The organism is Paenibacillus selenitireducens, from assembly GCF_002021565.1.
Classification (GTDB): Bacteria; Bacillota; Bacilli; order Paenibacillales; family Paenibacillaceae; genus Paenibacillus_K; species Paenibacillus_K selenitireducens.
In genome coordinates this window covers 24,957-50,695 of sequence record NZ_MSZX01000018.1, presented here as the reverse complement: position 1 = coordinate 50,695, position 25,739 = coordinate 24,957, and the positions used below count along the sequence as shown (strand labels likewise).

General features: G+C 44.5%; 15 protein-coding genes. 4 read left to right on the top strand and 11 right to left on the bottom strand.

The genetic code is table 11. The features are described 5' to 3' along the window. Positions 1-12 precede the first annotated feature (12 nt). Positions 13-870, top strand: a complete 858-nt coding sequence (locus BVG16_RS29040) for a helix-turn-helix transcriptional regulator (RefSeq protein WP_078502700.1) — start codon at positions 13-15, stop codon at positions 868-870. 35 nt (positions 871-905) lie between these two features. Here the strand turns inward: BVG16_RS29040 and BVG16_RS32985 are convergent, their stop codons facing one another. Both BVG16_RS32985 and BVG16_RS29035 read right to left on the bottom strand, forming a co-directional pair. Further along, positions 906-1,070 carry a hypothetical protein gene (locus BVG16_RS32985; protein WP_158081831.1) on the bottom strand — a complete coding sequence of 55 codons (165 nt, stop codon included), beginning with the start codon at positions 1,068-1,070 and terminating at the stop codon, positions 906-908. 90 nt (positions 1,071-1,160) lie between these two features. Next, the gene (locus BVG16_RS29035) at positions 1,161-4,397 is read right to left on the bottom strand and encodes a glycosyl hydrolase (RefSeq protein ID WP_078502699.1); all 3,237 of its coding nucleotides are present in this window, start codon (positions 4,395-4,397) and stop codon (positions 1,161-1,163) included. Positions 4,398-4,824: 427 nt separating this feature from the next. On the opposite strand from BVG16_RS29035, the gene BVG16_RS29030 reads away from it, so the two are divergent. Next, positions 4,825-5,844 (top strand): alpha/beta hydrolase, encoded by a 1,020-nt coding sequence (locus tag BVG16_RS29030; protein WP_078502698.1) that lies wholly within the window; start codon positions 4,825-4,827, stop codon positions 5,842-5,844. Positions 5,845-5,961: 117 nt separating this feature from the next. Here the strand turns inward: BVG16_RS29030 and BVG16_RS29025 are convergent, their stop codons facing one another. Beyond that, positions 5,962-6,705: a phytanoyl-CoA dioxygenase family protein gene (locus tag BVG16_RS29025; RefSeq protein WP_078502697.1), complete on the bottom strand. Its 744-nt coding sequence runs from the start codon at positions 6,703-6,705 to the stop codon at positions 5,962-5,964. Between the two features lie 172 nt (positions 6,706-6,877). Between BVG16_RS29025 and BVG16_RS29020 the strand changes: the two genes are divergently transcribed. Further along, positions 6,878-7,690 (top strand): helix-turn-helix domain-containing protein, encoded by an 813-nt coding sequence (locus BVG16_RS29020; protein WP_078502696.1) that lies wholly within the window; start codon positions 6,878-6,880, stop codon positions 7,688-7,690. Positions 7,691-7,831: 141 nt separating this feature from the next. Then, positions 7,832-13,171, top strand: coding sequence for an S-layer homology domain-containing protein (locus tag BVG16_RS29015; RefSeq protein ID WP_078502695.1), 5,340 nt, complete (start codon positions 7,832-7,834; stop codon positions 13,169-13,171). Between the two features lie 228 nt (positions 13,172-13,399). Here the strand turns inward: BVG16_RS29015 and BVG16_RS29010 are convergent, their stop codons facing one another. The 8 genes from BVG16_RS29010 to BVG16_RS28975 form a co-directional block, all read right to left on the bottom strand. Continuing rightward, entirely contained in the window at positions 13,400-14,011 is a 612-nt protein-coding gene (locus BVG16_RS29010) for an SGNH/GDSL hydrolase family protein (protein WP_078502694.1), read from the bottom strand. Positions 14,012-14,143: 132 nt separating this feature from the next. Then, positions 14,144-15,727 carry an extracellular solute-binding protein gene (locus BVG16_RS29005; protein ID WP_078502693.1) on the bottom strand — a complete coding sequence of 528 codons (1,584 nt, stop codon included), beginning with the start codon at positions 15,725-15,727 and terminating at the stop codon, positions 14,144-14,146. A gap of 57 nt (positions 15,728-15,784) precedes the next feature. Beyond that, positions 15,785-16,660: a carbohydrate ABC transporter permease gene (locus BVG16_RS29000; RefSeq protein ID WP_078502692.1), complete on the bottom strand. Its 876-nt coding sequence runs from the start codon at positions 16,658-16,660 to the stop codon at positions 15,785-15,787. Positions 16,661-16,676: 16 nt separating this feature from the next. Next, the gene (locus BVG16_RS28995) at positions 16,677-17,597 is read right to left on the bottom strand and encodes an ABC transporter permease (protein ID WP_233147202.1); all 921 of its coding nucleotides are present in this window, start codon (positions 17,595-17,597) and stop codon (positions 16,677-16,679) included. Positions 17,598-17,690: 93 nt separating this feature from the next. Further along, positions 17,691-19,604 (bottom strand): right-handed parallel beta-helix repeat-containing protein, encoded by a 1,914-nt coding sequence (locus BVG16_RS28990; RefSeq protein ID WP_144027532.1) that lies wholly within the window; start codon positions 19,602-19,604, stop codon positions 17,691-17,693. 226 nt (positions 19,605-19,830) lie between these two features. Beyond that, positions 19,831-21,306, bottom strand: coding sequence for a response regulator transcription factor (locus BVG16_RS28985; RefSeq protein ID WP_078502689.1), 1,476 nt, complete (start codon positions 21,304-21,306; stop codon positions 19,831-19,833). Then, positions 21,299-23,107, bottom strand: coding sequence for a sensor histidine kinase (locus tag BVG16_RS28980; RefSeq protein ID WP_078502688.1), 1,809 nt, complete (start codon positions 23,105-23,107; stop codon positions 21,299-21,301). Before BVG16_RS28980 ends, BVG16_RS28985 begins: the two co-directional genes overlap by 8 nt. 343 nt (positions 23,108-23,450) lie before the next feature. Continuing rightward, positions 23,451-25,724 (bottom strand): glycoside hydrolase family 65 protein, encoded by a 2,274-nt coding sequence (locus tag BVG16_RS28975; protein WP_078502687.1) that lies wholly within the window; start codon positions 25,722-25,724, stop codon positions 23,451-23,453. Positions 25,725-25,739 lie beyond the last annotated feature (15 nt).

Sequence of the window (25,739 nt, the reverse complement as noted above, 5' to 3'; positions counted from 1 at the left end):
GGAGTGAATACCATGGATGAGCAAAGGATTACAACCTTTAATAACCACGAGGAGACCTTTCATCTGGATCATGTGATCCGTCAGCAAGAATACAGCAAGTCCGAGCATTATCACGATTCGTATGAAATCTACTATCTGCTGCAAGGCACCCGACTGTTCTTCATTCACGACCGCCTCTATGAATTAACGGCTGGTGATCTCGTTTTTATCAACAGTAATGAAATTCATCGTACAATGGAAAACGGATGCCCAGGTCATGAACGATTAGTCATTAATTTTAAAATCTCCTTTTTGGAGCCATACGTGGAAGACTGGCCCAGCATTGAAACCTTTTTTATTGAAAAAGGACATGTCATTCGTCTATTAGAGGAAGAGAAACTGTTTATCCGAGTGTTGTTTGGACAAATATCGTCGGAAACCACAAACTGTGATACAGGTTATCTCTCATATCTCCGTGCTCTATTGACTAAACTGCTTCTGTTCGGCGTACGTCGGGCAGATCGAAAACAAAGCTCTTCCGCTGAACTGCTCGCTCACCCGCTTGATCGCAAGATCATCGAAATTGTGCGCTATATCAACACCCACTACCCACAGACACTCAGTTTAGATCAACTGTCAAAATCCTTTTACATCAGCAGCAGTTACTTATGCCGCAGCTTTCGTTGTGTAACCGGCTTTTCTTTCATTCATTATGTAAACATGACACGGGTTAAGGAAACCATGAGACTGCTTCGGTATACGGATATGAAAATTATCGATATCGCTAATGCCGTAGGGTTTAACAATTTGACTCATTTTAACCGGATCTTTAAGACACACACGAATATCAGTCCAAAAAATTATCGTAAAATACAGCACAGCGGTCTGTAATGGAGTAAGTACCCTCTATTTAACTAAAAATCGGACTAGGACATGGAGGATAGGTCTTCCGCTAGTCCCGTTGATGCAATCATAGCTCCGTCCTTCATCCCGCCATCTGGTGTGATGGATTGAACAAATACCGGGATACCCGCGTTGATCGCATACTCTTCGATAAATAAAATATCCGCAAATACATTGGAAAATAGCACGTGACTATCCACCGACGTGATGTTATACCCTTGCTAATGCGACCGAAAATAATAAAAAGCATGCATCAAAGCATGCTTTTTAGGTATCTATCAGCGGGCTCGGCGGACGAACTTCACCTGCCCTAGCACCCCTGACGGAAGCGGATCTTTCCCATATAAATTTTCTAACGTATTCGCGACCTTCAATGTGATGTTTTGCTGACCCTCATGGATAAAAGGTGTAATATCCCAAGCATAAGGCGGCCATAATCGCACCCCAACATCAGAGCCGTTCACATGGAGGGTTGCCGTCTCCCGGATATGTTCAGCCTCCAGCCATACTTGCTCTTGCGGATCTATAGGCCAAGGTAACGGATCTACCTTCAGCTCGTAACATGCCGTACCTGAGTAATTCGGATATCCTGCAGCACACCAATCTCCTGTCACCTGCTCTGGTTCACGCCATAACGTTCGACCGTTGACAGCGAAGGGTCCAATGATAAAGGCGGGGAAGGAAAGTGCCGGCATCGCTTCGAGCAATGAAACCATCAAAATCTCCAGCTCATTTTCACCAACTTGTAAGGATGGCGTAATATCCACGCTCTGATAGAATTTATCCTGCCAGTTCGCTGGCGATAATGCCTCCTGTCGTGTACCGTTAACAAAAATTTCAATATTACGCCGCCGCTGCAGGAAGCCGATATGGGACGGGATATGCTGTTCTACATCATCCAGAACAAGCTCAATCCTGCCTTGATGCGCAGCACCCAACGCTGCAGTTCGTGCCTGCGCTTGCAGGTACTCCAAGAGCTCTTGGGTCATCGTAAATGTCGTTCGATACGTATTCGTCTGCCCTGGCATCGTCGCATTCATCTTGGACTGCCGGTCGTTGAGCGTCACTTGCCATTGATCCAGCAATAACACGTTCGGACTATCCGCTCGGAACTCCCATGCGCCTTCCAAAACATGTTCGGAGACGACTTGCATCTGTCCTGCGGTCTTCTTCTCGAGAGACGAATCAGGTCGTTGATCATGAGAGATGTGCGTCGTTGTGTTCCCAAATGTCTGCTCTTGCGCTAATGCAAATATGCGAAGTTCCCCTGGAGCAAAATGTACCTGATGTTCGCCATGTACGGATAGACCGTGAATCTGACCGCTCTCTAAATCCCATAACTCTATAGATGACTTAGATCCCTCCGGATCGAAGCTCATCGTAACGTCGCGCTCCGACCAATTCATCATCCATATAAATCGTTTGCCCTCTGTTCTCCGCTCTACCATAATAAGATCCTCGCGCTGTTCTATCGGTACCTTCCAATCCATAGGTGCCTGTCGGCGAAGCAAGCCTTGCAGCATAAAACAGAATGTATCCAGCCGGTCCTGCCCCGTATCGCTTGAACCCCCGCCAGACTCCGTATCCCAATCGTAATAAAGCGTATGACCTTGACCGACGGTGTTCAGCACACCATGCTGTTGCCCTGAATGGAATAACGAAGCCATATGTTGACCCACTTCTGGATCTTGGCGATATCTCTCGCTATCGTGCGGGATCGTCCCTACCGCAATCAAGATCCCTCCACTACGGACGAAAGTGACGAGTTGAGCCGCGATATCGATCGATAGCACTTTGAGGTCGGGCATGATTAAGATACGGTATGTACCTTCTCCATGCGCGAAGCAATACCCATCTCCCTCACGAATATCAGCCTCTCTCAACTGACACTCATCCACATAATCATAGTCAATAGAGTTGCGCAGCATCCGATCCGACAAGAGCGAGAAGAGTCGATCTGATCGAGGATGCATGTCAGCTTGCCCTGATACGAACATATCCTGATACACCGTATGAATCGGGGATAACAGAAGAACTTCAGGTGTGCGCTTCCCTATTGTTCCCAGCACGCTCAATCTAGCAATATAATCCGCGAACGCACGATAATGGGGCCAATGCGGAGCATGTTTGAATTCCGTAGGCGGGAAATCCGTCTTCCGATAGCCGGCAAAAGAATAATAGAAGGCATGTGGGATAAACAGATTCACGCCCAAAAATGCCATAAAATTAGCATCTAACCGACGCTGGCGCATCGAATAACCATGTCCGCTTGCGCCAAACGACTCACAGATGACCCTGGCTTTCGATTCCAGCTGTGCGATAGAAGCCGCCGTTTTGACCGATACGATACGATGCGGGTTCTCCTTCGTACCTATTCCGGGCGTTAGATAGTCCACGCCTGCATAGTGGAATTGCTGCAACACACGGGTCTGGTTCCCTTGCGAACGGGCCTGCCCCCACACCGGTTCTTCCAGGGTATGGCCGATATACAGCAGCCCATGGCGTTCGCACCATGTCCGGATTGCGCCATGATAGCCATCGACATACCAACGTGTAATGGTGTCATAATACTGTTGTCTCGCTGTTCGGTCACCATCGACCCTGTTGTATAATAAAGCGCCCAGATATGAAGTAAGATCGTAGCCATTTTCTCGTTCGAACCGTACAAGCATCTGATATGTCCAAGCAAATACCATACCCGGCAATGTGGCAGCCACATTCCTGACATCAGTACGAATAGCCTCGACACCGAAAAATCCATCATGAATCATGAGTCCCGGTTCGTCCGTGAATACCCCTTGAACCGTAGCACTGAAGTGATTCTTAAATTGTAACAGCGGTTCATAGGACATACGAATAAAAGCCTGAACAGCTTCCGGATTCAATGTATCCAGATAGTACCCCTGCGCGAAGGTAATTCCTTCGGCGATTTCGCAGGACCAGAAGGCAAGCACGACATAATCATGTTCATCCGGTGGCGACCAACATTGTCCCAGCTGATCTTTCATATCGATCGGAGAATCATACAGCAGCCACTCTTCATCTTGCTTCACTGCACGATAAGCTTGAATCGCAATAAGCTCATTGTTCTCATATTGAACGAAGTCCAGTTTCAATGGCCCATCTTGTGCGTTAGCCCTATATCTTCGTTCCTCAACCCTCAAATATTGCATGCGATACTGCGGATACTCACGGGTCAGCTTGCCGCCAAGTGTCCCGCTTGGCCAGTTATCCTCATCATATAGCCATACGAGCATGTTCCGTTTACGGCATTCTTGCGTACAGAATTCTAAGGTCTCCAAAAATTCTTGTGACAAATACGGTGTCTGCATGCCATGACGTGCATGCAAGACGACTCCCCCGACACCCGCTTCATGCATGGATTGAATCTGGCTTTCTAACTCATCCTTATCTAGCGAATGATTTAGAAACCAAAAAGGCTGAGGACGAAACGTTGCATCTGGATGTTGAAATTGCTGCTGCAAATCATCATGATTTTCATATGCTTGACTCATAACTATCACCCGATTCTTTGTATTAGACCCTATTCTATATATTGGATATTGCGCTCTGCTATACCTGCTGAGATCAGAATTGATCTGGTCATTGAACCATCATTCTTATCTAACTTTTATTAATTCTACTGTGGTAAAAAAGAATCCACATCACTCTGCAGGCTCCCTTCAGAAAAAGTTTAGGTAAATATTATAGATATACATTTATTTTGTATACGACTATACTGTTACGATACACTTTTAAATAGAGAGCAGATGCAAAAATCAATATATTCAAGTCTTTCTCTATCTGCGATGAGAGATGCACAGCAAGCACAGACATTATCCAGTATCCTTTTATGCAATAATAGATAATATTAATGCATTACATAAAAATATCAGAAAGAATCAAAACTGAGGATGTATACATGGAGAGAGGATGATTTACATGGCATCACATAAAAAATTTTATCAAAAGAAACGATGGATGATTCCTCTTGGCATCATTGTCATTCCGGTATTGCTCGTAACGGTAATCAATCAGTTCACCCCTGCGCTGAATGCCTTCGTGATGAAACAACTTTTCGAATTCAAACCTTTTGCATCGCCTAAGAACATAGAAACGATAAAAAGCCAAGTCACAGTCGTCAAAGATATCGTCTATGATCAAGACGGCATTGACAACAGCTTGCTGGACATCTATTATCCTAAAAATGCTTCAGGATCTCTCCCTGTTATCATGTGGATCCACGGTGGCGGATTCGTGTCAGGGAGCAAAGAACAAACACAAGAGTATGGGATGGCTTTAGCCAACGCAGGGTACGTCGTCGCAAATATCAACTACGCCATTGCACCTGGCCAGAAATATCCGGGTCCGATTATTCAAGCAAACCAAGCTCTCAAATACCTGCAGGAACATGTGTCCCAATTTGGTGGCGATATGAATCGCCTGTTCATTGGAGGCGACTCGGCAGGTGCTCAAATCGCAAGCCAAACCGGTGCGCTTGTATCTAACGAAAAGCTGGCGAAGACAATGGGTCTAACACCTTCTATCGACAATAAACAGATACGAGGGCTCCTATTGTTCTGCGGGCCTTATAGCATGGACAGATTAGACCTCACGAAAGCTTCTACATTATCACAAAAAATGGTTCGAACTATGTTCTGGTCTTATACGGGAGCCAAAGATTTGAAATCTTTCCCTAGAATTGAAGAGCTCTCTACCGTAAAACAAGTAACCCCTAATTATCCGCCAGTCTTTTTAACGGTTGGAGATGCCGATGCTCTTGCACCACATTCTGCAGATCTGATTGATGCGCTTGAAAAGAATGGCGTCGAAGTGGAAAGTGTTTTATTTGACGGTACCAAATCTGAATTGGGTCACGAATATCAATTCGATTTCACCTCTCCGCATGCTGAGAATACATTGGGAAAAACGATTGAATTCTTAAAAAAGCATAGCCAATAACAACATCTATTGGTCCACCAATCTGACCCACAAACAAAAAAACGAGCCGGTTTATTGATGTCTTTGGCCGGTTCGTTTCATTTTGTGGCTTACAATCTGTATCTTATATGACTCCGATTAATACAATGGATATTTCACGCGCAGATCTTCTCGTTGCAGTACTTTCGAGTCCTCACGGATATAATGACATACATACGAACGCCGCCAACGGTCTTTACTCCGATTCTTATTCGAAGAATGAATCAGCAGTTCACTGAAGAACAGAATATCCCCCTTCTCCATCACGACCGGAATCTGATGCGTCGTATCTACGCCTTCCGTTTCGTCAGTCCATGATTCATGTTCATCATGATTCTTGACGGCACCGTGCGGCAATAACCCCAATTTATGCGTTCCAGGCATGACCCACAAACAGCCATTTTCCTCATCCACAAGCTCTTCCATGGCAATCCATGCCGCGATCATCGTCATCGGATCATCTTTAATATAGTAGTAATCCTGGTGAGATGCTTGCCCTGGAGATCCCGGTTCTTTGTAGAAATACATGCTCTGCACACCTACAGCCTCTTGGCCCATGAATTGCGCCAACGCACCGCGGATCAGCGGGAGCTTCATCAATTGGCGGGAGAAGCTGTCCTCCTTATGTGAATTGAACAAACGAAGGGTGTATTTCTTCTCCTCAGTGCACGCTGCCCATTCCGGCATAGGACTCTGATTGCGTATATCATAGATGTGTCCGTTAAAGGCATCTATGAGATCATGACTGCATCCCTTTTTTATTAATAGATACCCTTGCTCTCTAAAAAGTTCAATCTGCTCCTCTGTTAGCGGACTACATATCGGCGGGATTGTTCTAGTCATCCTGCAGCTCCCTTCATCTCATATCTGATTACTATCAGAACTAGCATATTCGATATAAGAAAGCTCAACAATTGCTGTAATCAGCCAAAATGTATCTGTAGTTGATATTTTAAAATTTAAGTTTATACTATGAAGTCATAAGGACCATGATCCGATCGAAGGAGGTTCTCCATTGACACCCCCCTTATTCATTCCCTTGGAAGACTTACAATTCACCTATGCCGGATCTGTCGTCTATCCACCAGGCGGCCGCTTCGGTCCACGCATTCAACAGGATTTACAGCTCGTATTGCTATACACTGGTGAAATGAATGTAAGTATCGACGGCAGGGAGCTGAACGTGAAGCCTGGCCATGTCGTGCTTCTAAAGCCTGGACATGAAGAAACATTTACTTTCTCGAAGACAGAGGAAACTTGGCACCGCTGGATCAGTATCCGAGTATCCCCACTCGCTGACAAGAATCGGGATGATCTCTATCAACTTCCCGAATGCCTAACATTGTCTGAAGAAATGAATCGACTTACCGACCTAATTCTGAATTTACAACCGTATTGCACTGGAAGCGACCCGGTTATTCGGAGCCTTGGACTCGCAGCACTGCATCTATTTCCGATTGAATCCAATCGAATGAATCGACAGCAGGAGAAGCACCCGGCTGTTCATAAGGCTATGATGTGGATTCGAGACCATTATGGACAAGAAACTAACCTGAGCAATTTATCGCTCCACGCTGGCGTATCTCCTGAACACCTGCTTCGATTATTTAAACTGCATGAAGGAACAACGCCGATTCACTATCTATGGTCCTATCGGATCGAACGGGCCATCGAATTGCTCACCCATACCGGACTAACCATTTCCGAAATTGCTACGCGTTGCGGGTTTAAGACATCTCATCATTTTGCCCGCATGATCAAACAAATTACGGGTCAACCAGCGACAGAAATTCGTCAACAAAGTTGGAGTCGACTGCGGCACAAATAGGGGAATTATTCACACTTTTCAATAACTCCAATAGATACCCTCACATAACTACATACAGGTTCACTTACTTACCACATGTTACTGTCCCCTTCAACATGTTAAAGTAGCCATATTCATCACACCATAAGGAGGACTAGTAGCATGAGAAGAAGGATGAGAGGAATTCTATATCACCGAATCATCTTAACAACGATGGCAATACTGCTGATCGTTATGAGTTGCCCTGTAGCCCCAAAAGTGTCGGCAGCTTCAGCATCGGAGAATGACAACGTTATGTTGTTTCAAGATGATTTTGAGGGAAATAACAGCACGGCATGGACAGCCCCTAACGGTAACTGGAGCATCGAATCAGGCCAGTCAGGCGAATTATTCTCAGACGATTTTGAAAATGGAAGCGCTTCCGAATGGGGGCGTAATAGCGGTACGTGGTCAATCGTTACAGATGGCAATTCCAGCGCTTATAGACAAAGCTCTGGCGACGGCGCCTCCGAGCTTCTAGCAGGAGACAATTCATGGGGAGACTATTCCTTCGAGGCAGACGTAAAGCTGCTAACAGGCGAAGGGGCAATGATGGATTTCCGCTATCAAGACAATCAGCATTTCTACTACTTGTATATGAGTGAAAACTACATTCGCCTTATGAAACAAAACGGCAGTCAGCAGGAATGGCTCCAAGCATATGATGGCCCTTCCCTTGTCAAAGATCAATTTGTTCGCATTAAGGTCGAAGCTTCAGGCAGCACATTTAATATTTATCGAAATGGCACATTACTATTCAACGTGACCGATGACAACAATGATTATACTTATGGAAAAATAGGATTGGCTACATGGGCTTCTACCGTAGAATTTGACAACGTATCTGTCATGGATACTTCCGACAACAACATCTATAGTCAGAACGATCCAAATGGTGGAGAAGCTTATGCAGGCGACTCCGCATGGACCAACTACGCGCTGCAGACACAGATCAGACTTTCGTCGATTGATCAGACAGGAACTGTCGGCATAGCATTACGCCAGCAGGACGATGGCAGCAGATACAGTATGCAGTATACCGCTAATGATGCTCATGCAGGTAACGTGAAAATTGTAAAAATAGCAGATGACATGACAACAACCCTTGCTGAAGTCCCTTACAGCATGACAATTGGTAAGCCTTATACATGGAAGGGTGTTGCAGCAGGCAAATTCCTTGAGTTATATATTAACGACGTAAAACTGTTAACCGCCGAGGATAACAGCTTACCCACAGGCAAAATAGCTTTGTTAACTGCTCAAGCGACAGCAAGCTTCGACGATGTCATCGTGGACAGCATTACAGCACCCGTTGTATCAGATGGCAATACAGCTTATTATGTCAGCGCCAGTACAGGTGACGACACGAATGACGGACAAAGTGAGGCTACTGCCTGGAGAACACTGAACAAAGTGAACGCTTCAACCTTCCTTCCTGGGGACAGCATTCTACTGAAAGCGGGAGACCGCTGGAATGAACCACTCCTTCTGAAGCAATCCGGTACGGAAGATCATCCCATCCAAGTTGCTTCCTACGGAACGGGCGATAAACCGGTAATCGCTTGGAATGCACCGAACGGCGGTGGTGTCGTAACAGGGAAAAATCTGAGCAACTGGATCATTAAAGATTTGGCTGTTGAGGTCATCCCTTCTTCGACGCAATCGTGGAATAATATCACGGCTGGTATTCTCATCAACTATGACAATTCAAGGCTGCATCGCAATGTACGAATAGACGGCAATGAAGTATATAGCTCCACTTTTAACAGCAACACCAACGGCATCGTCATTTCCTCACTCGTACCCGGAACAGATTACCGAGAGGTTGCACGCGATATTGTCATTTCCAACAACACCGTGCACGATATTGGCTGGTACGGCATTACGACTACGGGCTGGGACATTGTTAAAAATGAGGAACTACGCTCACAGCTGCTGTACGGTAATGTTCGTGTTACAGGAAACAAGGTCTACAACATGGCAAGCCAAGGTATCGTCGTTCAGAACGCCCACGATTCCTCCATTGATCGTAACGTTGTACATGACGGCGGTCTTGGTACAGATACATGGGGACCCGGCGGACTATGGTTCATTGCTTCTCGTGACTCCATTATCAAATTTAATGAAATATACAATATGAGTGACGCCAACTCCGGCTTCGACGGAGCAGGACTTAATATTGACTGGTATTGCGATAACATTACGGTACAGTACAACTATTCGCATGACAATAAAGGCAACGGAATTACGACCATGAGCAATATCGGAGCCAAAATTATTAACAACAAAGTGAAAGGCAACAAAGCAGAGCAAAGCAATGGCAGTGGACAAATTGCACTCGGCAACTTTACAGGGCGCCCAGATCTGTCTACAGGCCTGCATAATGTAGAAGTTGCCCACAATATGATCATCGTCGATGTTGACAACACTGCCGCCATCAACAGCGCAGCAAATCCATACGGCACTTGGTCTGGTAACACGATTCATAGTAACCATATTGTGCTTACACAAGGAACTCAAGAAGCAGCGGCTATAGATGTGGGCGTAGACACACATATCGACAGTATCAACAACAATCTCATCTATAGCGAGCTGGCAACGTTCCGTTCGACTTTCAAAGGCACAACTTACCGTTCACTGGTCGACTGGCAAGATGGTACTGGTTATGATCGAAGCACTCAAGTTCTGACATTGCCTCAAAATTCATTCCTACCGTCACAAGTACAAAATATCCACGCTGCATTTGATGAAGGTATCGTACAGCTTTCATGGGCAGCGCTTGATGAACAGGTAACACCAATTACCGCTATATCCGGAAAGATAGCACATTATAATATTTACCGCAGCACGACTGCGACATTTACACCGGCTTATGCCAATATGATAGGTGAATCCGACACTGCCGCATTCATGGATCATGAGGAGTTACAGCCTAATACGACCTACTACTATAAAGTAGAAGCAGAAGGCATTGACGGCAACAACGGTGCAACATCAGAAGCTGTTCAAGTGACGACAGGCTCGGTAGTTTCGGAAAATGAAAACCCTAAAGTCGTAGACTTCTTCTCACTACGTGATGGGTATAAGCTCAATCTGGCTAACCTCCCTGTTACTCCGTATATTTCAGGTATTCCAAATATCGCAAAGGTACTGCTATATGTAGATGATCAGCTCGTACAGGAAATGACAACACCGCCTTACAGCTATACCGTAACTGGACTAAGCAATGGCGAGCACCGCCTGCAGTATCGTGTTCATGATACTTCCGGTATGGTTACAGCATCTAAAGAGATCAAAATTGATAAGCAGATTACTGCTTTACGGAGCTTGTTTACAGAGACCAAACCTTCTATTAACGGCAGCCTGGAGGAATGGCATCGGCCCGACTTTATCCTGAATCAGCTCTCTCAAGTTAAAAATATTTTACCTGGCTTCAGGGATTCCTGGACGAAAGATAAGCTGACTGCTTCTGGCTACACACAATGGGACAATAACAACCTATACCTGGCCATAGAGGTTACAGAGGACAGCCATCATTTGTCCATCACGAACCCCGCAGATCTTTGGAAGGGCTCCAGTATTCAAATCGCGATTGATCCGGATCGAGGAAGTGTTCCTGGCAAAAAAGGTTATACGGAGCTCGCATTTGGTCTGACAGAGAATGGCGATATGCTGGGTTATCGTTACAATGCCATTTCAGGACGCACAGCAGGAATCTTTACTGCGGGTGAAGTCGTCATCACCCGCGATGAAGCCTCTAACAGAACGGTCTATGAGATGGCTATACCATGGCATGAGATACTGCCAGCAGATGTTACGATTAAGGATGGTTCTGCTCTTGGTATCTCTATATTGGCTAACTATAGTGATGGAAGCTACTCTCACCCGGATTACGGTGATGCAAGAAATGGATGGATTGAATATAACAGCGGCATTGGGGCAGGCAAAGCACCCGAACAATTCGGTTATTTGATTTTAGACAAACAGGCTTTTGCCACACCTGTTATTAGTGGAACAGCGGACCAACAAAAAATCGAAGTAAGTTGGCCTGCCGTAACAGGAGCTACAGGTTATATCATTCAGTATGGTACCAAAAGTGGTACGTATTCCAATGTAATACATGTTGGTACTGCGACGAAATATACAATAAACGGACCTACACAAGGTGCAACGTATTACATTACAGCAATTGCCTACGATTCATATGGAGAAAGCAAACCCTCCAATGAGATAGCGATTGTCATTCCGAGAAATAGCGGCAATACAGGCAACGAAAATAACGGACAGTCTGGCTCTGGCGCAGCCTCCAGTACGAACCCAGGAGCAAGCTCAAGCAGTCATGATGTTGCTGCTTCTTCTCTCCTGAAGCTACAAGATCATACTGTGTACGCAGAGATAGCTGCCAATCAAACAACAGTATCATTACCGCTTGCAGATATAGAGGCATTTGGCAATTATCCACTACAAATAAAGCAAGGTTCTGTCTCGCTTCTTATTAAAAAGACTGTATTGGAAGCATTAAAGGCACAGGCCGGAAATACGATCGGCTCCTCCGTGCAGATTACGCTTGCTCCAGTAAAAGATACGGCGATACATGGGGATGTAAAGAACAACGGTAATGCTGTCATCAAATCCGTAGGTCGCGCCTATGAGCTTGACATCACCTTGCATACGACAGACAAACAAAAATTTAATGCCGGAAAAGTCAACGGCCAGGTCATCCTTTCACTGCCCTATGACGCGAAAGAAGTTGATCCAGACCTGCTAGGCATTTACTTCTATAATAACAATTCCAAGCAATGGGAGCATGCAGGCGGCATTGTAGATCAAACGGCGGGGAAAATAAATCTTGCGATGGAAGAGCTTGGCATGTACACCGTTCTGGAGTACAAAAAGACCTTTACAGATGTGCCGTCCGAACACTGGGCATCACGCACACTGCAAATTTTGGCTGCCAAACATATCATTCAGGGGACAACAGACGTTACTTTCCAGCCTTCAAATAAGACAACACGTGCAGAATTCATCACCATGTTATCCAAAGTGCTGAAACTACCTACCGAGACTTCTGCTCAGACTACTTTTAACGACGTTACAAGCAATGCTTGGTATGCTGAAGATGTTGCCGCTTCAGTCAAAGCCGGAATTGTAACAGGACGAAATGACCATATCTTCGCTCCAGAGGAGACAATTACACGTGCAGAAATGGCGGTTCTCATTGTGCGCTCTCTTGGAATAGATGTACAAAATTATGCAACAACAAGCAGCTATGCTGATGCCAAAAACATACCTATCTGGGCATTGCCTTACGTAACGGATGCAACAGATGCTAACCTTATCCAAGGAAGAGGACAAGAGATATTTGCACCACAACAGCCCGCACTACGGGCAGAATCTGCACAGCTTATATTCAATTTACTGCAGCAACAAGACATCATCGAAACGAAGTTAATTCGCAACTAGCAAATTAACAACTAGTAACATCATAAGGTCAACCAGCAAACGTTGGTTGACCTTATGACACTGAAGGGCTGTTCAGATCATCTGCTGGTGATCGGAACAGCCCCTTCTACTGACTACGGATAATAGCAGATAACGTAGGAAAAGTATGTAGCATCGATGCGTTACACTGCGTGAGCCCCCAGCCTTTATTTTCCTTCTATCGCAAAAATACATTTAGAAGCTACCCGTCTACTTCACGGAATAACCGCATGCCTCCAGCCAATTAAACGCCATCAGTAGTTGCCCTGTGGAATTCATGTGAACCTGATCATAGGTCAACACCTTTCCTTTTTGTGTCTTCAAATATTGCGTAAAAATTTGATTTTGTCGTACAAGAATAGCATCAAACTCTGCTGCTATTTCCTCAATGATCTCGTTATATGGAAGCAGCCGTTCGTTTTTCCCGTCATTCGGGTCTTCGGAAATAATCGTTGTCTGCATGATGATGAACGATGCGTTTGTTCTACGCTTGGTCTCTGATAATAGCTCTCTATAAGTCTCCTTGTACTGCGCTAGCGATACGTTCTTCCACTCGTCGTTAATACCTATAGACACGGTCATCCAATCTGGCTTCAGAGCAATGACATCTTCCTGCCACCGCTTCTGCAAATCCAGAATTGTCTCCCCACTGACACCACGATTGTTCACCTGCAATGAAATCTCCGGCAACATAAGCGATAAATAATCTTTCACAATTCGAACATACCCATGACCAATACCTTCGGGATCGTCCGTTCTTCCACAATCCGTAATGCTGTCCCCAATAAACACCAGGTTCTGTCCCTCTTGAAAAGATACCATTCTAAATCGCTCCTTCGTCTTCGTAATATTACTCTATTCCTTAGCATTCATGAGACAGCCAAGGGGCTATTCCATACGGAACAGCCCCTTACATCGACTATTACCTTAAAACCTCAAGGGTTTTACAGCCTCTTAACGCCCCTCAGCAACAGCCTGTTTGTTCGTTTCTTCAATCACTTGCTTTCCGCCTTTGGACATCCATGTATCTTTGAACTTAGCGAAGCTTGCTGCCACATCTTTGCTTGATCCAACAATCATTTTCACAATTTCTTCGTTAACAAAGTCATTCAATTGATTTGGAATGCTTGGATCCAGCGCATCTTCACTAATGTTTAAATAGCCCAATGGATTCGGTACCGAATAATCCCCCGTCGATTTAGACAATTCAATAATTTCTTCACGGTTAGGCAAGTTTTCTGGCAAATAATCTGTATTCCAGGATACAAGTGCTTTAAGTTGGAAAGCTTTCTCTTTTTCTTTATCTTCCGCAGAAATCAGCGGTACAATTTTGTCGCCTTCCTTTTTGTAGTGTACGCCTTCTACACCGTTAATCATCAAATTTTGGCCTTCTTCGGACAGCAGATAATCCAGCAACTCAAGCGCTTTTTTCTGCTTTTCTTCCGAAATGCCGGCGTTAATGGATGTTTCAGCCCAGAAGTTGTTGAACCCGTCCATCCGTTGCAAACCTGTTTTCCCCTTCAACGTACCCACCCAAGTGAAGATAGATTTAGGATCGGCATCCGGTTTAGCCTGCTTGAACTTGTTGTATATATCATTGTAGAACGTAGCATTTGCACTATGAATGATCATTCCTACTTTTCCTGTTACGAACTTCTCGATTTTTTTGTCATCCGTATTCAGCATGAACTCAGGATCGAGAATTTTCTCGTTAAACATTTGGTTCAGGAACGTAACCGCTTCCTCTGTTTCGTCGGAAATAACTTCAGGCATCCACTGATCACCCTTCTTCTCCCAACGCTCTGTACTTGTATCAAACGCATTAAAGATCGGGTATTGCCACCATACCCCTCCAGAGCTGGACGTATATCCATACGTATCTTGTTTGCCGTTACCATCAGGATCGTTCTCCGCAAAAGCTTTTGCCACGGCATAGAACTCATCAATAGTCGTTGGCACTTGCAAGCCCAGCTTATCGAGCCAATCTTTACGAATAAGAATATTATGGCCGCTTACAGAATCCTTGCCACTGCCTGACTCATTGTAGATTGGAAGTGCATAATGCTTGCCATCTGTTGCCTTCGCCAGCATCTCGAAATTAGCTAGCGAGTTCTTAATGTTCGGATATTGATCTGTAAAATCAGAGATCGGCAGCAACATGCCTTCCCGGATCCATTGACGATATTGTACTGGACGATCGATTCCGTAAGAGACGAATACATCTGGCATTTCACCTGATGCGATCATGACGTTCAACTTCTCTTCCCAGTCATTCCACGAAGCAGTGATCGGCTTGAGGCGAATGTTCAATTTCTCCTGCAGCTTCTTATACACCTCAGAATCGGGTGAATCAGCACCTTCGAACATCCAACTGAACACGGATAGTTCTACCGGCTTAGCCGAGGCAGCCTTGTCTGCCCCTGCATTTTCAGATGTTGTCCCAGATTTCGCATTATTTCCGCCACAGCCGGCCAGAACGCTAACCGTTACAACTACTGCTGCTAGCAACAAGGTCAGCTTGTTTCTTGTTCTAATCATGTATACCCAACTCCCCTAGTTATTCATATATTGGTTATCATGTCTGTTGCAATAGGTTTAGCTCTTGATGGAGCCGATCATCACCCCTTTCACAAAATGCTTTTGAATGAAAGGGTATACGATAATGATCGGAATGACAGATACCATGACAACAGCATTCTTAATGGTGTCTCCCAGCATGAACTCCTCACTGACAAAGCTTCCGCCTCGTGTTAACTCCATATTGTTATTAATCAGAATATCTCTAAGCACCATAGCCAGTGGCCACAGATCCTTGTCGTTAAGGAACAGCATCGGCGTGTACCAGTTGTTCCACTGCCCTACAGCAATGAACAAGCCAATCGTAGCCAGTGCCGGTATAGATAACGGTAATATAATGCTGAAGAAAATTTTCATATAGCCCGCTCCATCCATTTTCGCCGACTCTTCCAGCTCAATGGGTATATTCTGAAAAAATGTCTTCAGTACAACCATGTTATACGTGCTAAGAGCAGCAGGAATTATCATAACTAACAAGCTGTTAACCATATGTAGGTTCTTAATGAGCAAATAATAAGGAATAAGACCGCCGCCAAAAAACATCGTAAAAATAATAAACAAGAAAATAGCTGTGCGCCCCGGCAAATCCTGCTTAATTAGTGGATAAGCTGTAATGGCTGTAATCAACAGTTGATAAACAGCGCCAACAATGGTTACGAACAGAGATACGAGCAGCGATCGCATAATCGTATTTTTGGAAAATACATATTGATAAGCTTCAAAGTTGATCTTTTTCGGAAATAGATGAAAACCTGATTTAATCGATTCTTCATAGGGCATAATTGACCCGACTAATACATGCCAGAACGGATACAGCGTTATAACTGCCACTAACAGCAGAAATATAATATTGCAGATATCAAAAATTTTGCCTGACAAGCTCACCGACTTCATAGCTGCTACACCACCTTTAGTAGATCCCTTGACCACTCATTTTTTTGGATGCATAGTTGACGATGATCAGCAATGCAAAGTTAATGATGTTCAAGAATAGTCCAATAGCTGTTGCCACACTGTATTTACCTTGCGTCAAACCGATTCGATACACGTATGTATCAATAACGTCTCCGCTCTCGTATACCATCGTGTTGTAAAGGTTAAATACCTGGTCAAAGCCGCCATTCATCATGCTGCCAAAATTCAAAATGAGCAATATGGAGATGATCGGAAGCAATCCCGGTAGCGTAATGTAAATGATCTGCTTGAATCGATTTGCACCATCCACCGTCGCCGCTTCGTACAAATCCGGATTAATACCTGATAACGCAGCCAAGAAAATAATTGTGCCCCAACCTACTTCTTTCCAAATCCCTGATATAATAAGGATGGGCCGGAACATGAAGTTACTGGTCAGAAAATTTACGCTCTCCCCGCCAAAAAGTGCAATAATCTGATTGAACAGTCCATCGTTGGACAGCAAGGAAAACATGATGCCCGCAATGGTTACCCATGAAATAAAATGCGGTAAATAAATGATCGTTTGAATAGATCGTTTAAAATACTTGTTGCGGATTTCATTTAATAAAATAGCTAAAATAACGGGTGCCGGAAAGCCAAACACCAGTCTCAATAAATTAATTTCGATCGTGTTACGAAAAACTTGCCAGAACTTGTCTGTCTGAAACAGCTTCGTAAAATGATCAAACCCTACCCATGGACTGCCTAATATCCCCTTTGTAATCGAAAAATCTTTAAAGGCAATTGACGCTCCATACATCGGGATATAGTTAAAAATCGTTAAGAAGACTATAGCGGGCAGCAGCATTACGTATAACATCTTATAATTGTTCATCCGTTTCAGCAGATCCTGCCGTGCATTTACTTTAGACAATCTCGCCTCCATGACTTCCCTCACCTGCTCTCTTTCTTCACTTCATGTCATTTCACATCAATGTTCATCGCTACTGTTATCTCCATCCGCACATCACTGAAATCCAACATTACCCGTCAATGTGACATTACTGCTCGTTAACGGCTCAATGTAAATGCCACTATCCGTTGCAGGGAGAGTTGATAGCCGTCGATTTCCAGAGATCTCAATGTCTCGCCCGTGGCTGACCATAAGGCTGCCTTGATAGGAAGAACGATTCGCAACACAATTGGCGTCACCATCCTGCTCCGTTTTGATCGGCCCGGCATTGTCATTCAAGATCGCGTTACTACGAATAACAATATGATTGCAGGATGACATATACATGGCCTGCTGTGGACAATTCACGATCGTGTTGCTTTCAATCGTAATATTTTGAAAAATCGGGAACAATGTCCTTCCCTGCTCCAAATATACGCCCATATAGATGACGGCCATGTTCCAGTGGTTCACATCACTGCTATCGATCAAATTGTTGCGGATGATAACATGCTCTACACCAAAGCCCTCTGCCCAGCGGGATTCCGCACCACATTCAATCTGAATAGCCGAACCCTGGTTCATCAGAAAATGATTGTTCTCGACCAGACCGTGACTGGAGTGAAGCAATATTCCCCGTGCACGGTTATGGTGGAAGAAGTTATTGCGTACGATATAATGGCCCGAATCATATCTCCGATTAAATAAAATCGCTTGATTGGATAGATCAGCAGGCAGCGGCTCCTGAAATACAACAGTACAGCGTTGCTGCTCCTCCTCCCAATCGACAGACTCAATTGGAACAGTCAGGCCAGCAGGAGACAGATCCGCGAGACGGAACTCAATGGCATCGTCCTTGCCAAAAGGATTTCTCCACCTTTGTACACGACTAAGCTGAATCGTTCGGTCATCTACTCTGACAAAACCTTGAACCGAATTGTCATGAATGTTCAGACAATCATCGCCGTTGTAGCTGAAATCACAATTCTCAATCCTAAAGTAGCCCTGCGAATTGCTAATATGGCAACCATCCGCCGTAACCGAAATGCAGCGTGTCGTTCCTGGGCGCTTCACAATTCTGCAGCGCTCTAGCGCCCAATGGTGCTGATCACCTGTCGTCACAAACCCATGACCGGGCGCCGAATAAATCGTCACATGCTGCATCTGTAAATGCTGGTTGCCATGCAGCTCGAAAGCATTCGCATCATAGATGTAATGGCGTACAATGTAGGTCTGCTCCCGCTGAAGGAAGTGGAAGAACTCCCTCTTTGCTTCAGGAAGACTGATTCGCAGTGTGTTACGATCCTTTAGCACGGCCGTACCCAGCTGATCATGACCGAATTCCCGCCCGAGCGAGCAGCCCGGTGATAATGTGCGGGGATCCATAGCGTTAAACGTACGAATATCCAGCTTCTCCGGCAAAGTCTCATACTCAGGAAAATGAAGATCAATATAGGATCGATCCGTCGCTACTTCCTGTACTTGACCAATGCTGGCAAGCTGATCACGGGCCCAATTCCAGTCGAGTGTGAAGTTTTTGAATATGGCACGCGTACAATACTTAATTACGAAATAGGCTGACACTGTCGAAAAAATAAACTCCGATTCGCCCCCGTCAAACTGAAAATCCTGCAATCCCTCAAAAACAGGATGCCTTCCCTCGTAAAAATGATAGACTCCTGCAGGAACAGTCAACTCCGCAACATTAGCCTGTTTGCAATAATCAATAGCCCGCTGAAAGGCTTCTCCATTACAATAGCCTTCCTCCGCGCGTGCTCCGAAATTGGCAACGCTGATTGAGCTATAATTGCTCCAATTAGGTTCCTCAATCACGATCTCCATTTCTGTTAAACGGTGTACTCCTGTGTCCACAGATTGCGTTGTGTCTGCATTTTCGAGGGCTTCCGTCATATCTTTACGTCCTGCTTCCGTCACATCGCCACTCCTTCCTCGCCGCTCATACCAACCTATAACTTTCTTTGTTCTCATTGTGACACAGCCTTGTGACGGGTTACATGTGCTTAGGTTGGAAGGTATGTTGTCATTTATTACGATGTTCTACAATTGAATAACACAAGGAATAATTTCCTTATACAATAGAAAAGCCCCGCACTATGGCGAGGCATAAACACATATTAGACGGTGCGTAAATATCGCACCACATCATATGACAAAGTGAACAACGAGCTGACAGACGGCCCAGTCCTTATCATAGTTAAGGCTTATGCTGCTGTCTATAATCTAGCGGCGACATGCCTATGTGCTTTTTGAACAGTTTACTGAAATGGGCGTAATCATCGTAGCCTACTAGCCGACCTACCTCGTAAAGAGAGATGTCTTTTTTCAGCAAATCAATGGCGGCTTCAAGTCTTTTTTGGATCAAATAATTAATGAAGCTTGTTCCCTTCTCCTGCTTAAATAGATGACTTAAATAATTGGGGCTAATAAAATACTTCTGAGCCATCTCTTTGAGGGACACACGGTGGGCATACATCCGATCAAGATCCTTCGTAATCCCCTCTACAATCGGAATTGCGTTAATATCACTCGGCTTCCTCTTGTGCTCCTCGATCCGCATCGTCAGTTCTTCCAGCAAATCATGCGGTGTGCCATAATGAAGCAGGAGATCTTGTACCGTGATCGATTCAGGTACCTCTGTGCCAAACGTCGATAACTGAATCAGGGATTGCGTTAGCAAGTTGTAAAGTTCCACTAGACCACTCAAATGTATACGTCCATTCGCAATCCCCTTGCCTATGCCGAACAAAGCCGCTTCCAGATGCTCAATTCGGGTTGCTTTGTTAATCTGTTCTCGCAAGATAGGTACAGCAGAATTTATATGTTTGTTGTATCGATACATGCCAACAGGCCGATTCAAGCTTGAGGTATCCGCCATCATACTTGCCTGGTGATAAAGCCTCCCCGCCCGATCCTCGGGGCTTCCAATGGAGCTAATGCCTATATCCCAGCCTTGCCGAGCCGCATGTTGTTTGACCTCACGATAAAGCTTTCTGGCCGAAAAGTCGCCCAATACAGGAAAACCAAGTAAGTACGTCCATTTGAATGAACTTACCCGACCTCGGAAGATAGTTACCCCATACTGTTCCAGCAATCTGTCTAGTATAGACAACTCCGCCTCTGACAGCATTTCTTTTCTCTTTACTGTAGCAAAGGCATAATGACTCTCAGCAGGAAATGTCGCTCCAGTTCTGACTAATTGCTCCTGCACACGCCGTACAGATACATCACTCTCTACCCACTCGACCAGCATCATGGAATACTCGTAAGCTTGTCTCAGACTTTGCTCTTGTACTCTTGCAGACAATCGTTCAGCGCATCTGTCCAGCGTTTCAAGCAGTTCATCGACATTTACTGGCTTAAGCATGTAGTTAAAGCAGCCATTTTCAATTGCTTGCTTAGCGTAAGCGAACTCACTATATGCACTCATAAACACAACGAGCGTATGTGGTGTAACTCGGTTAACGAAGGTAAGCAATTCCAGACCACTTTTACCCGGCATTCTGATATCGCTGATCACGACGTCAATTTGACGTCGCCGCAGTATACTTTCCGCAATTTGGACATCATTAACACTAGCAACGATCTGAAATCCCGCTTCCTCCCAATCTATAATTTGTTCCATGTCCTTCAGAATCCAAGGCTCATCATCTACTAGAAGTAGCTTATACATTGCTGTGACCCTCCTTGTCCCTGAGAGGGACTTTGATCGTGACTAATGTCCCTCGATTGTGCCAACTCTTAATTGTCAATCCATACGGCTCGCCATAGTAAATTTGAATTCGCTTGTGAATATTGACTAGTCCTATCCCTTGTCCCAAGGATTCTTCGCTTGAACTTGAGGAGCCATTCCCTCTTAACTCATCATGTAGGCTGGCTACCTTCTCACTGCTCATCCCCATCCCATTATCCAGCACTTTAATGATCAAATGTTGATCATCCTGTACAACAGCCTTGATACGAATAAGCCAGCGACCATTTTTTCCTTCCAAGCCGTGAAATAGTGCATTTTCAACCAACGGTTGCAGAATCAGCTTGACAATAGACTGGCCTCTAAGCGCCGGATCCGTGAAGACCTTAAATTGCAGCCGGTCTCCAAAACGAATTTTCTGTATCGCAATATAGCGTTCAAGATGCTCCAGTTCCTTATATAGCAATACGTACTCATCTGTCCGGGTAATATAACGAAAGTAAGAGACCAGGTTGTCAATGGCTATCGCTACTTCCTTCTTGGCATTCGATAGAGACATTCCGCGAATGGAGTGCAGCACATTATATAGGAAATGAGCATTGATCTGACTCTGCAATGCGTTTAATTGAAACATTTGCTTATCCATCTCTGTCTCATGCAACTGCTGCTGCGATTGCAGCAAATTGCCTGTCAGCTTCTTAATTTCATCCAACATATTGTTATAATGATCTTGAATGACCGTAATTTCATTTTTATAGCCGAATTTCAGCTTGGCATCGAAATCTCCCTTCGCTGCACTATCGAAAGCATCCGCCATTTTCGTAATAGGATGGGTTAGACGGAAATTAAACGATACAACGACAAGCAGTACGATAAGCACCATGACGATCATGACAGCAATAACGCTCCATTGAATAACAGAAGCTTTATCTAGTAGCTGAGCTTCATTAATAAATGCTATAAACCTCCAATTCATACTCTTAATCGGTGATGATTGATATAAGTAATTGACGCCGTCTATATGAACATTGACTACTTGATCATCCGACTGATCGCTCATATGCTTCTGAACGTATGTAAAATCAAACTTTGCATTGGAGGAGGCGATTAAGTCACCCTTATCGTTCACGATGAAAAGACTCGCTTTGTTATCCATATTACCTGTATCTAAAATTTGTTGAATCCATTTTGTATCTAGCAGCATTACACCGATGTATAATCCTTGTAAATAGCTGCTTTGCTGAATGGATCGAATACTCCGGAATGCAAGCAGTCCCTTCCCCATACCTCGATCCTGACTCTCCAGCGGAGGAGAGATTTGCATCTTATAACTCACCTGGTTGTTCACCTGCTCGTTACGAATGTACTCAAGCTCCTGTGTCATCAACTGCCCGGTTGAGACAATTCGGAAGTCCTCACTATTGATCATTCCTACTGATTTAATGGTAGGGTCTAGTAACATGTAAGAATTCAGATTGTGCATCAGCGCATCAGATTCCTTCCATGTCTTGTTAACGACCATAATTTGCTGCACACTTCGATTATAGAAAATGGACTTCGATAACTGATCTACCCGATTAAAGTATTCATCCAATCGATTATTGGTCTGAATCACGAACTGACTCATATTGTCTAAGGCATTTTCCTTCATAATATGAATATACGAAAAATAACCCACCGATCCGAGCAGGAGAATGGGTAACACAGCAATACACATATTCGTAACAATCATACGGTAACTCAATTTGTACTTCTGGGTGTACGCAAACAGTTGTTTATACATATGAGCCCCCCACAAATAATGACAACGGTTACATCGTTCGCAGTCCCCATATTAGCACAAAGAAGTAAGAAGCGCACATGTATTTTTCCGCTGACTTACATGTTGTTTATTGTGTTTTTGTGAGTTACCCATATTAAAAAAGTCCTGTGGAAGGGCAAAGATGAATATATACCAAAAAAACCAAATCGAATTTCATCACATATCAATGTAAGATCAAAATAAGGAGCCTCATTGGCTCCTCATTTTGATCTTTAACTATAGTAGCGATCTATGCGCCGACTTCATGGTTTCAATACCAGTTTGTACATCTTCAATCCCTATACACATGTACCTCAAGCCCAGCTTATATCGCTATTCTTATTTTCCCCGTCTGGATTTTGAACCGCTTCCCCTTCACCTCAAGAACAATGGGCTTAACCGCGTCCACCATTAATACTGTTTCATTCGTGTTCACTTCCACGGTAATTTGAGCTTGCCGGTATTGCATGCTGAACTTGTAACCTTCCCACGCCTTTGGCAGAACAGGATTCAGTACCAACTGATCTTCCTTAATGCGCACACCCGTAAAACCATAAACAACGGCCATCCAAGTCCCCCCCATATTGGCCATATGCAATCCATCCTTGGTGTTGCCATGGGTATTGTCTAAATCCATGCGTGCCGTTTCAATGAAATAGGAGTAGGCTTTATCGGCGTAACCAATTTTGGATGCCATGATACTATAAATGGCGCTGGATAAGGAAGAATCATGTGTCGTAATTTTTTCATAGTAATCATAGGAACTTTTCAGCACATCGGAAGAAACTCCATCTTCTATTAAAAAGTGTGCAAGCACCGTATCTGCCTGCTTCAACACTTGATGACGATAGATAAATAACGGATGATAGTTCAATAATAACGGGTAATTCGCTCTTGGCGTGTTCTCGAAATCCCACACTTTTTTGGACAAAAAGCTATCGTCCTGCTCGTGAATGCCAAGTTTGTCGTTAAACGGCAAATACATTTGTGCCGCAGCTTGTTCAAATATTATAATTTCTTCATCTGTTAACTCAATTCTATTGCATAAAGAAGCCCATGCTTCTGGATGAGTAGATTTCAGCTGTCGATACCACTTCACAGCCCATTCCATATTATACTTCGCTAGCACATTGGTATAGTAATTGTTATTCACGATCGCGGTATATTCATCAGGCCCCGTTACCGCGTCAATTTTGAATACACCGTCATCAAAATGCCCTAACTCAATCCAAGTCCGTGCGGTTTCAAACACCACTTCAGCGCCAAACTCAGCGATAAATGCTTCATCTCCCGTAGCCAGATAGTATTGGATATAGGTATAAGCAATATCACCGTTGATATGAAATTGCGCCGTTCCCGCCGGGAAATAGGCAGAGCATTCTTGCCCTGTTATGGTACGCCATGCATAGGCCGCGCCTTTGCGGTGACCTAATTCCTTCGCACGAATTTTCGCTTCACCAAGGATCGTATAACGATATCGAAGTAATTGCTTCGCCAATTCCGGTTGACAGAGAATGAAGAACGGTAAAATATAAATTTCGGTATCCCAGAAATAATGACCCTCGTATCCTTCACCACTCAGCCCTTTTGCCGCAATATTACTATATTTATCTTTTCCGACGGATTGAAGCAGCTGATAGACATTGTAACGAAGCCCTTCTTGCAACGGTGCATCGCCTTGAATCTCGATATTGGCCATCGCCCAAAATGCTTCAAGATACAGCTCTTGTTCCTTCCAAATCTGCTTGATGCCCTTACTCACAACGCTCTTTACAATCTCCAGTCCACACAATTCAGGCTGCTCGTGTCTGCGCGTATCGGTAAATACGTTATACTTGGTTAGACGCAGAACCTCTTTCCCTTTCGGAAAAACATATTCCTTCGTGAGATTCGTATCTGTCTGAATCAGACGACCTTCTATGCATGGCGTCAGCTCATGGAATGTCGTTGCAGCGACTCGAAGCCGCGACCTGCTTGTCTCGGCAACTATTTGCAGACACGTATCCTGCACCCCAGTATGAACAACATGAAGCAGCTTGGCATGGTCAGACGCTACACGCGGGTCATTACTATTCGTATAGTTGCTAATGTCTCCATTCATACCAGACGTGATGGTCACTTCATCATCACAGTTGATTCTTGTGATTTTCACATCCATGACGAATAGTTCTAAGGTGGTGAATGAAGCCATTCTTGTGAATTCGATTTCCAACTCTTTCCCCTGCGGTGAAATCCAATGCACAAGCCGGACGTATTTGCCTTCTTTCATATTCAGCCAGCGTCGATATGAGACGACCTGACCTGCAAAAAGACTGAACGATTCCTCCCCTATGCGAATATGAAGGTCCTGCACATCGATCACATTGACAAGCTTTTGCTGTGTATCTGGGAAAGCATAAGCACTTTCTCCGTATTGAATCGGCGTGATGTCATAAAACGCGTTAATATACGTTCCGCGAATCGTCGGCTCTTTTCCGTCATAACCTTCTTCATAATTTCCTCTGACACCCAGATACCCATTGGCTACATTAAAAATACTTTCGTTAACCCAGAGGCCCTTCCTATTTCCTTGATCTTCAATAATCCAGCCTGTCTTCATCTATAGGCCCTCCTA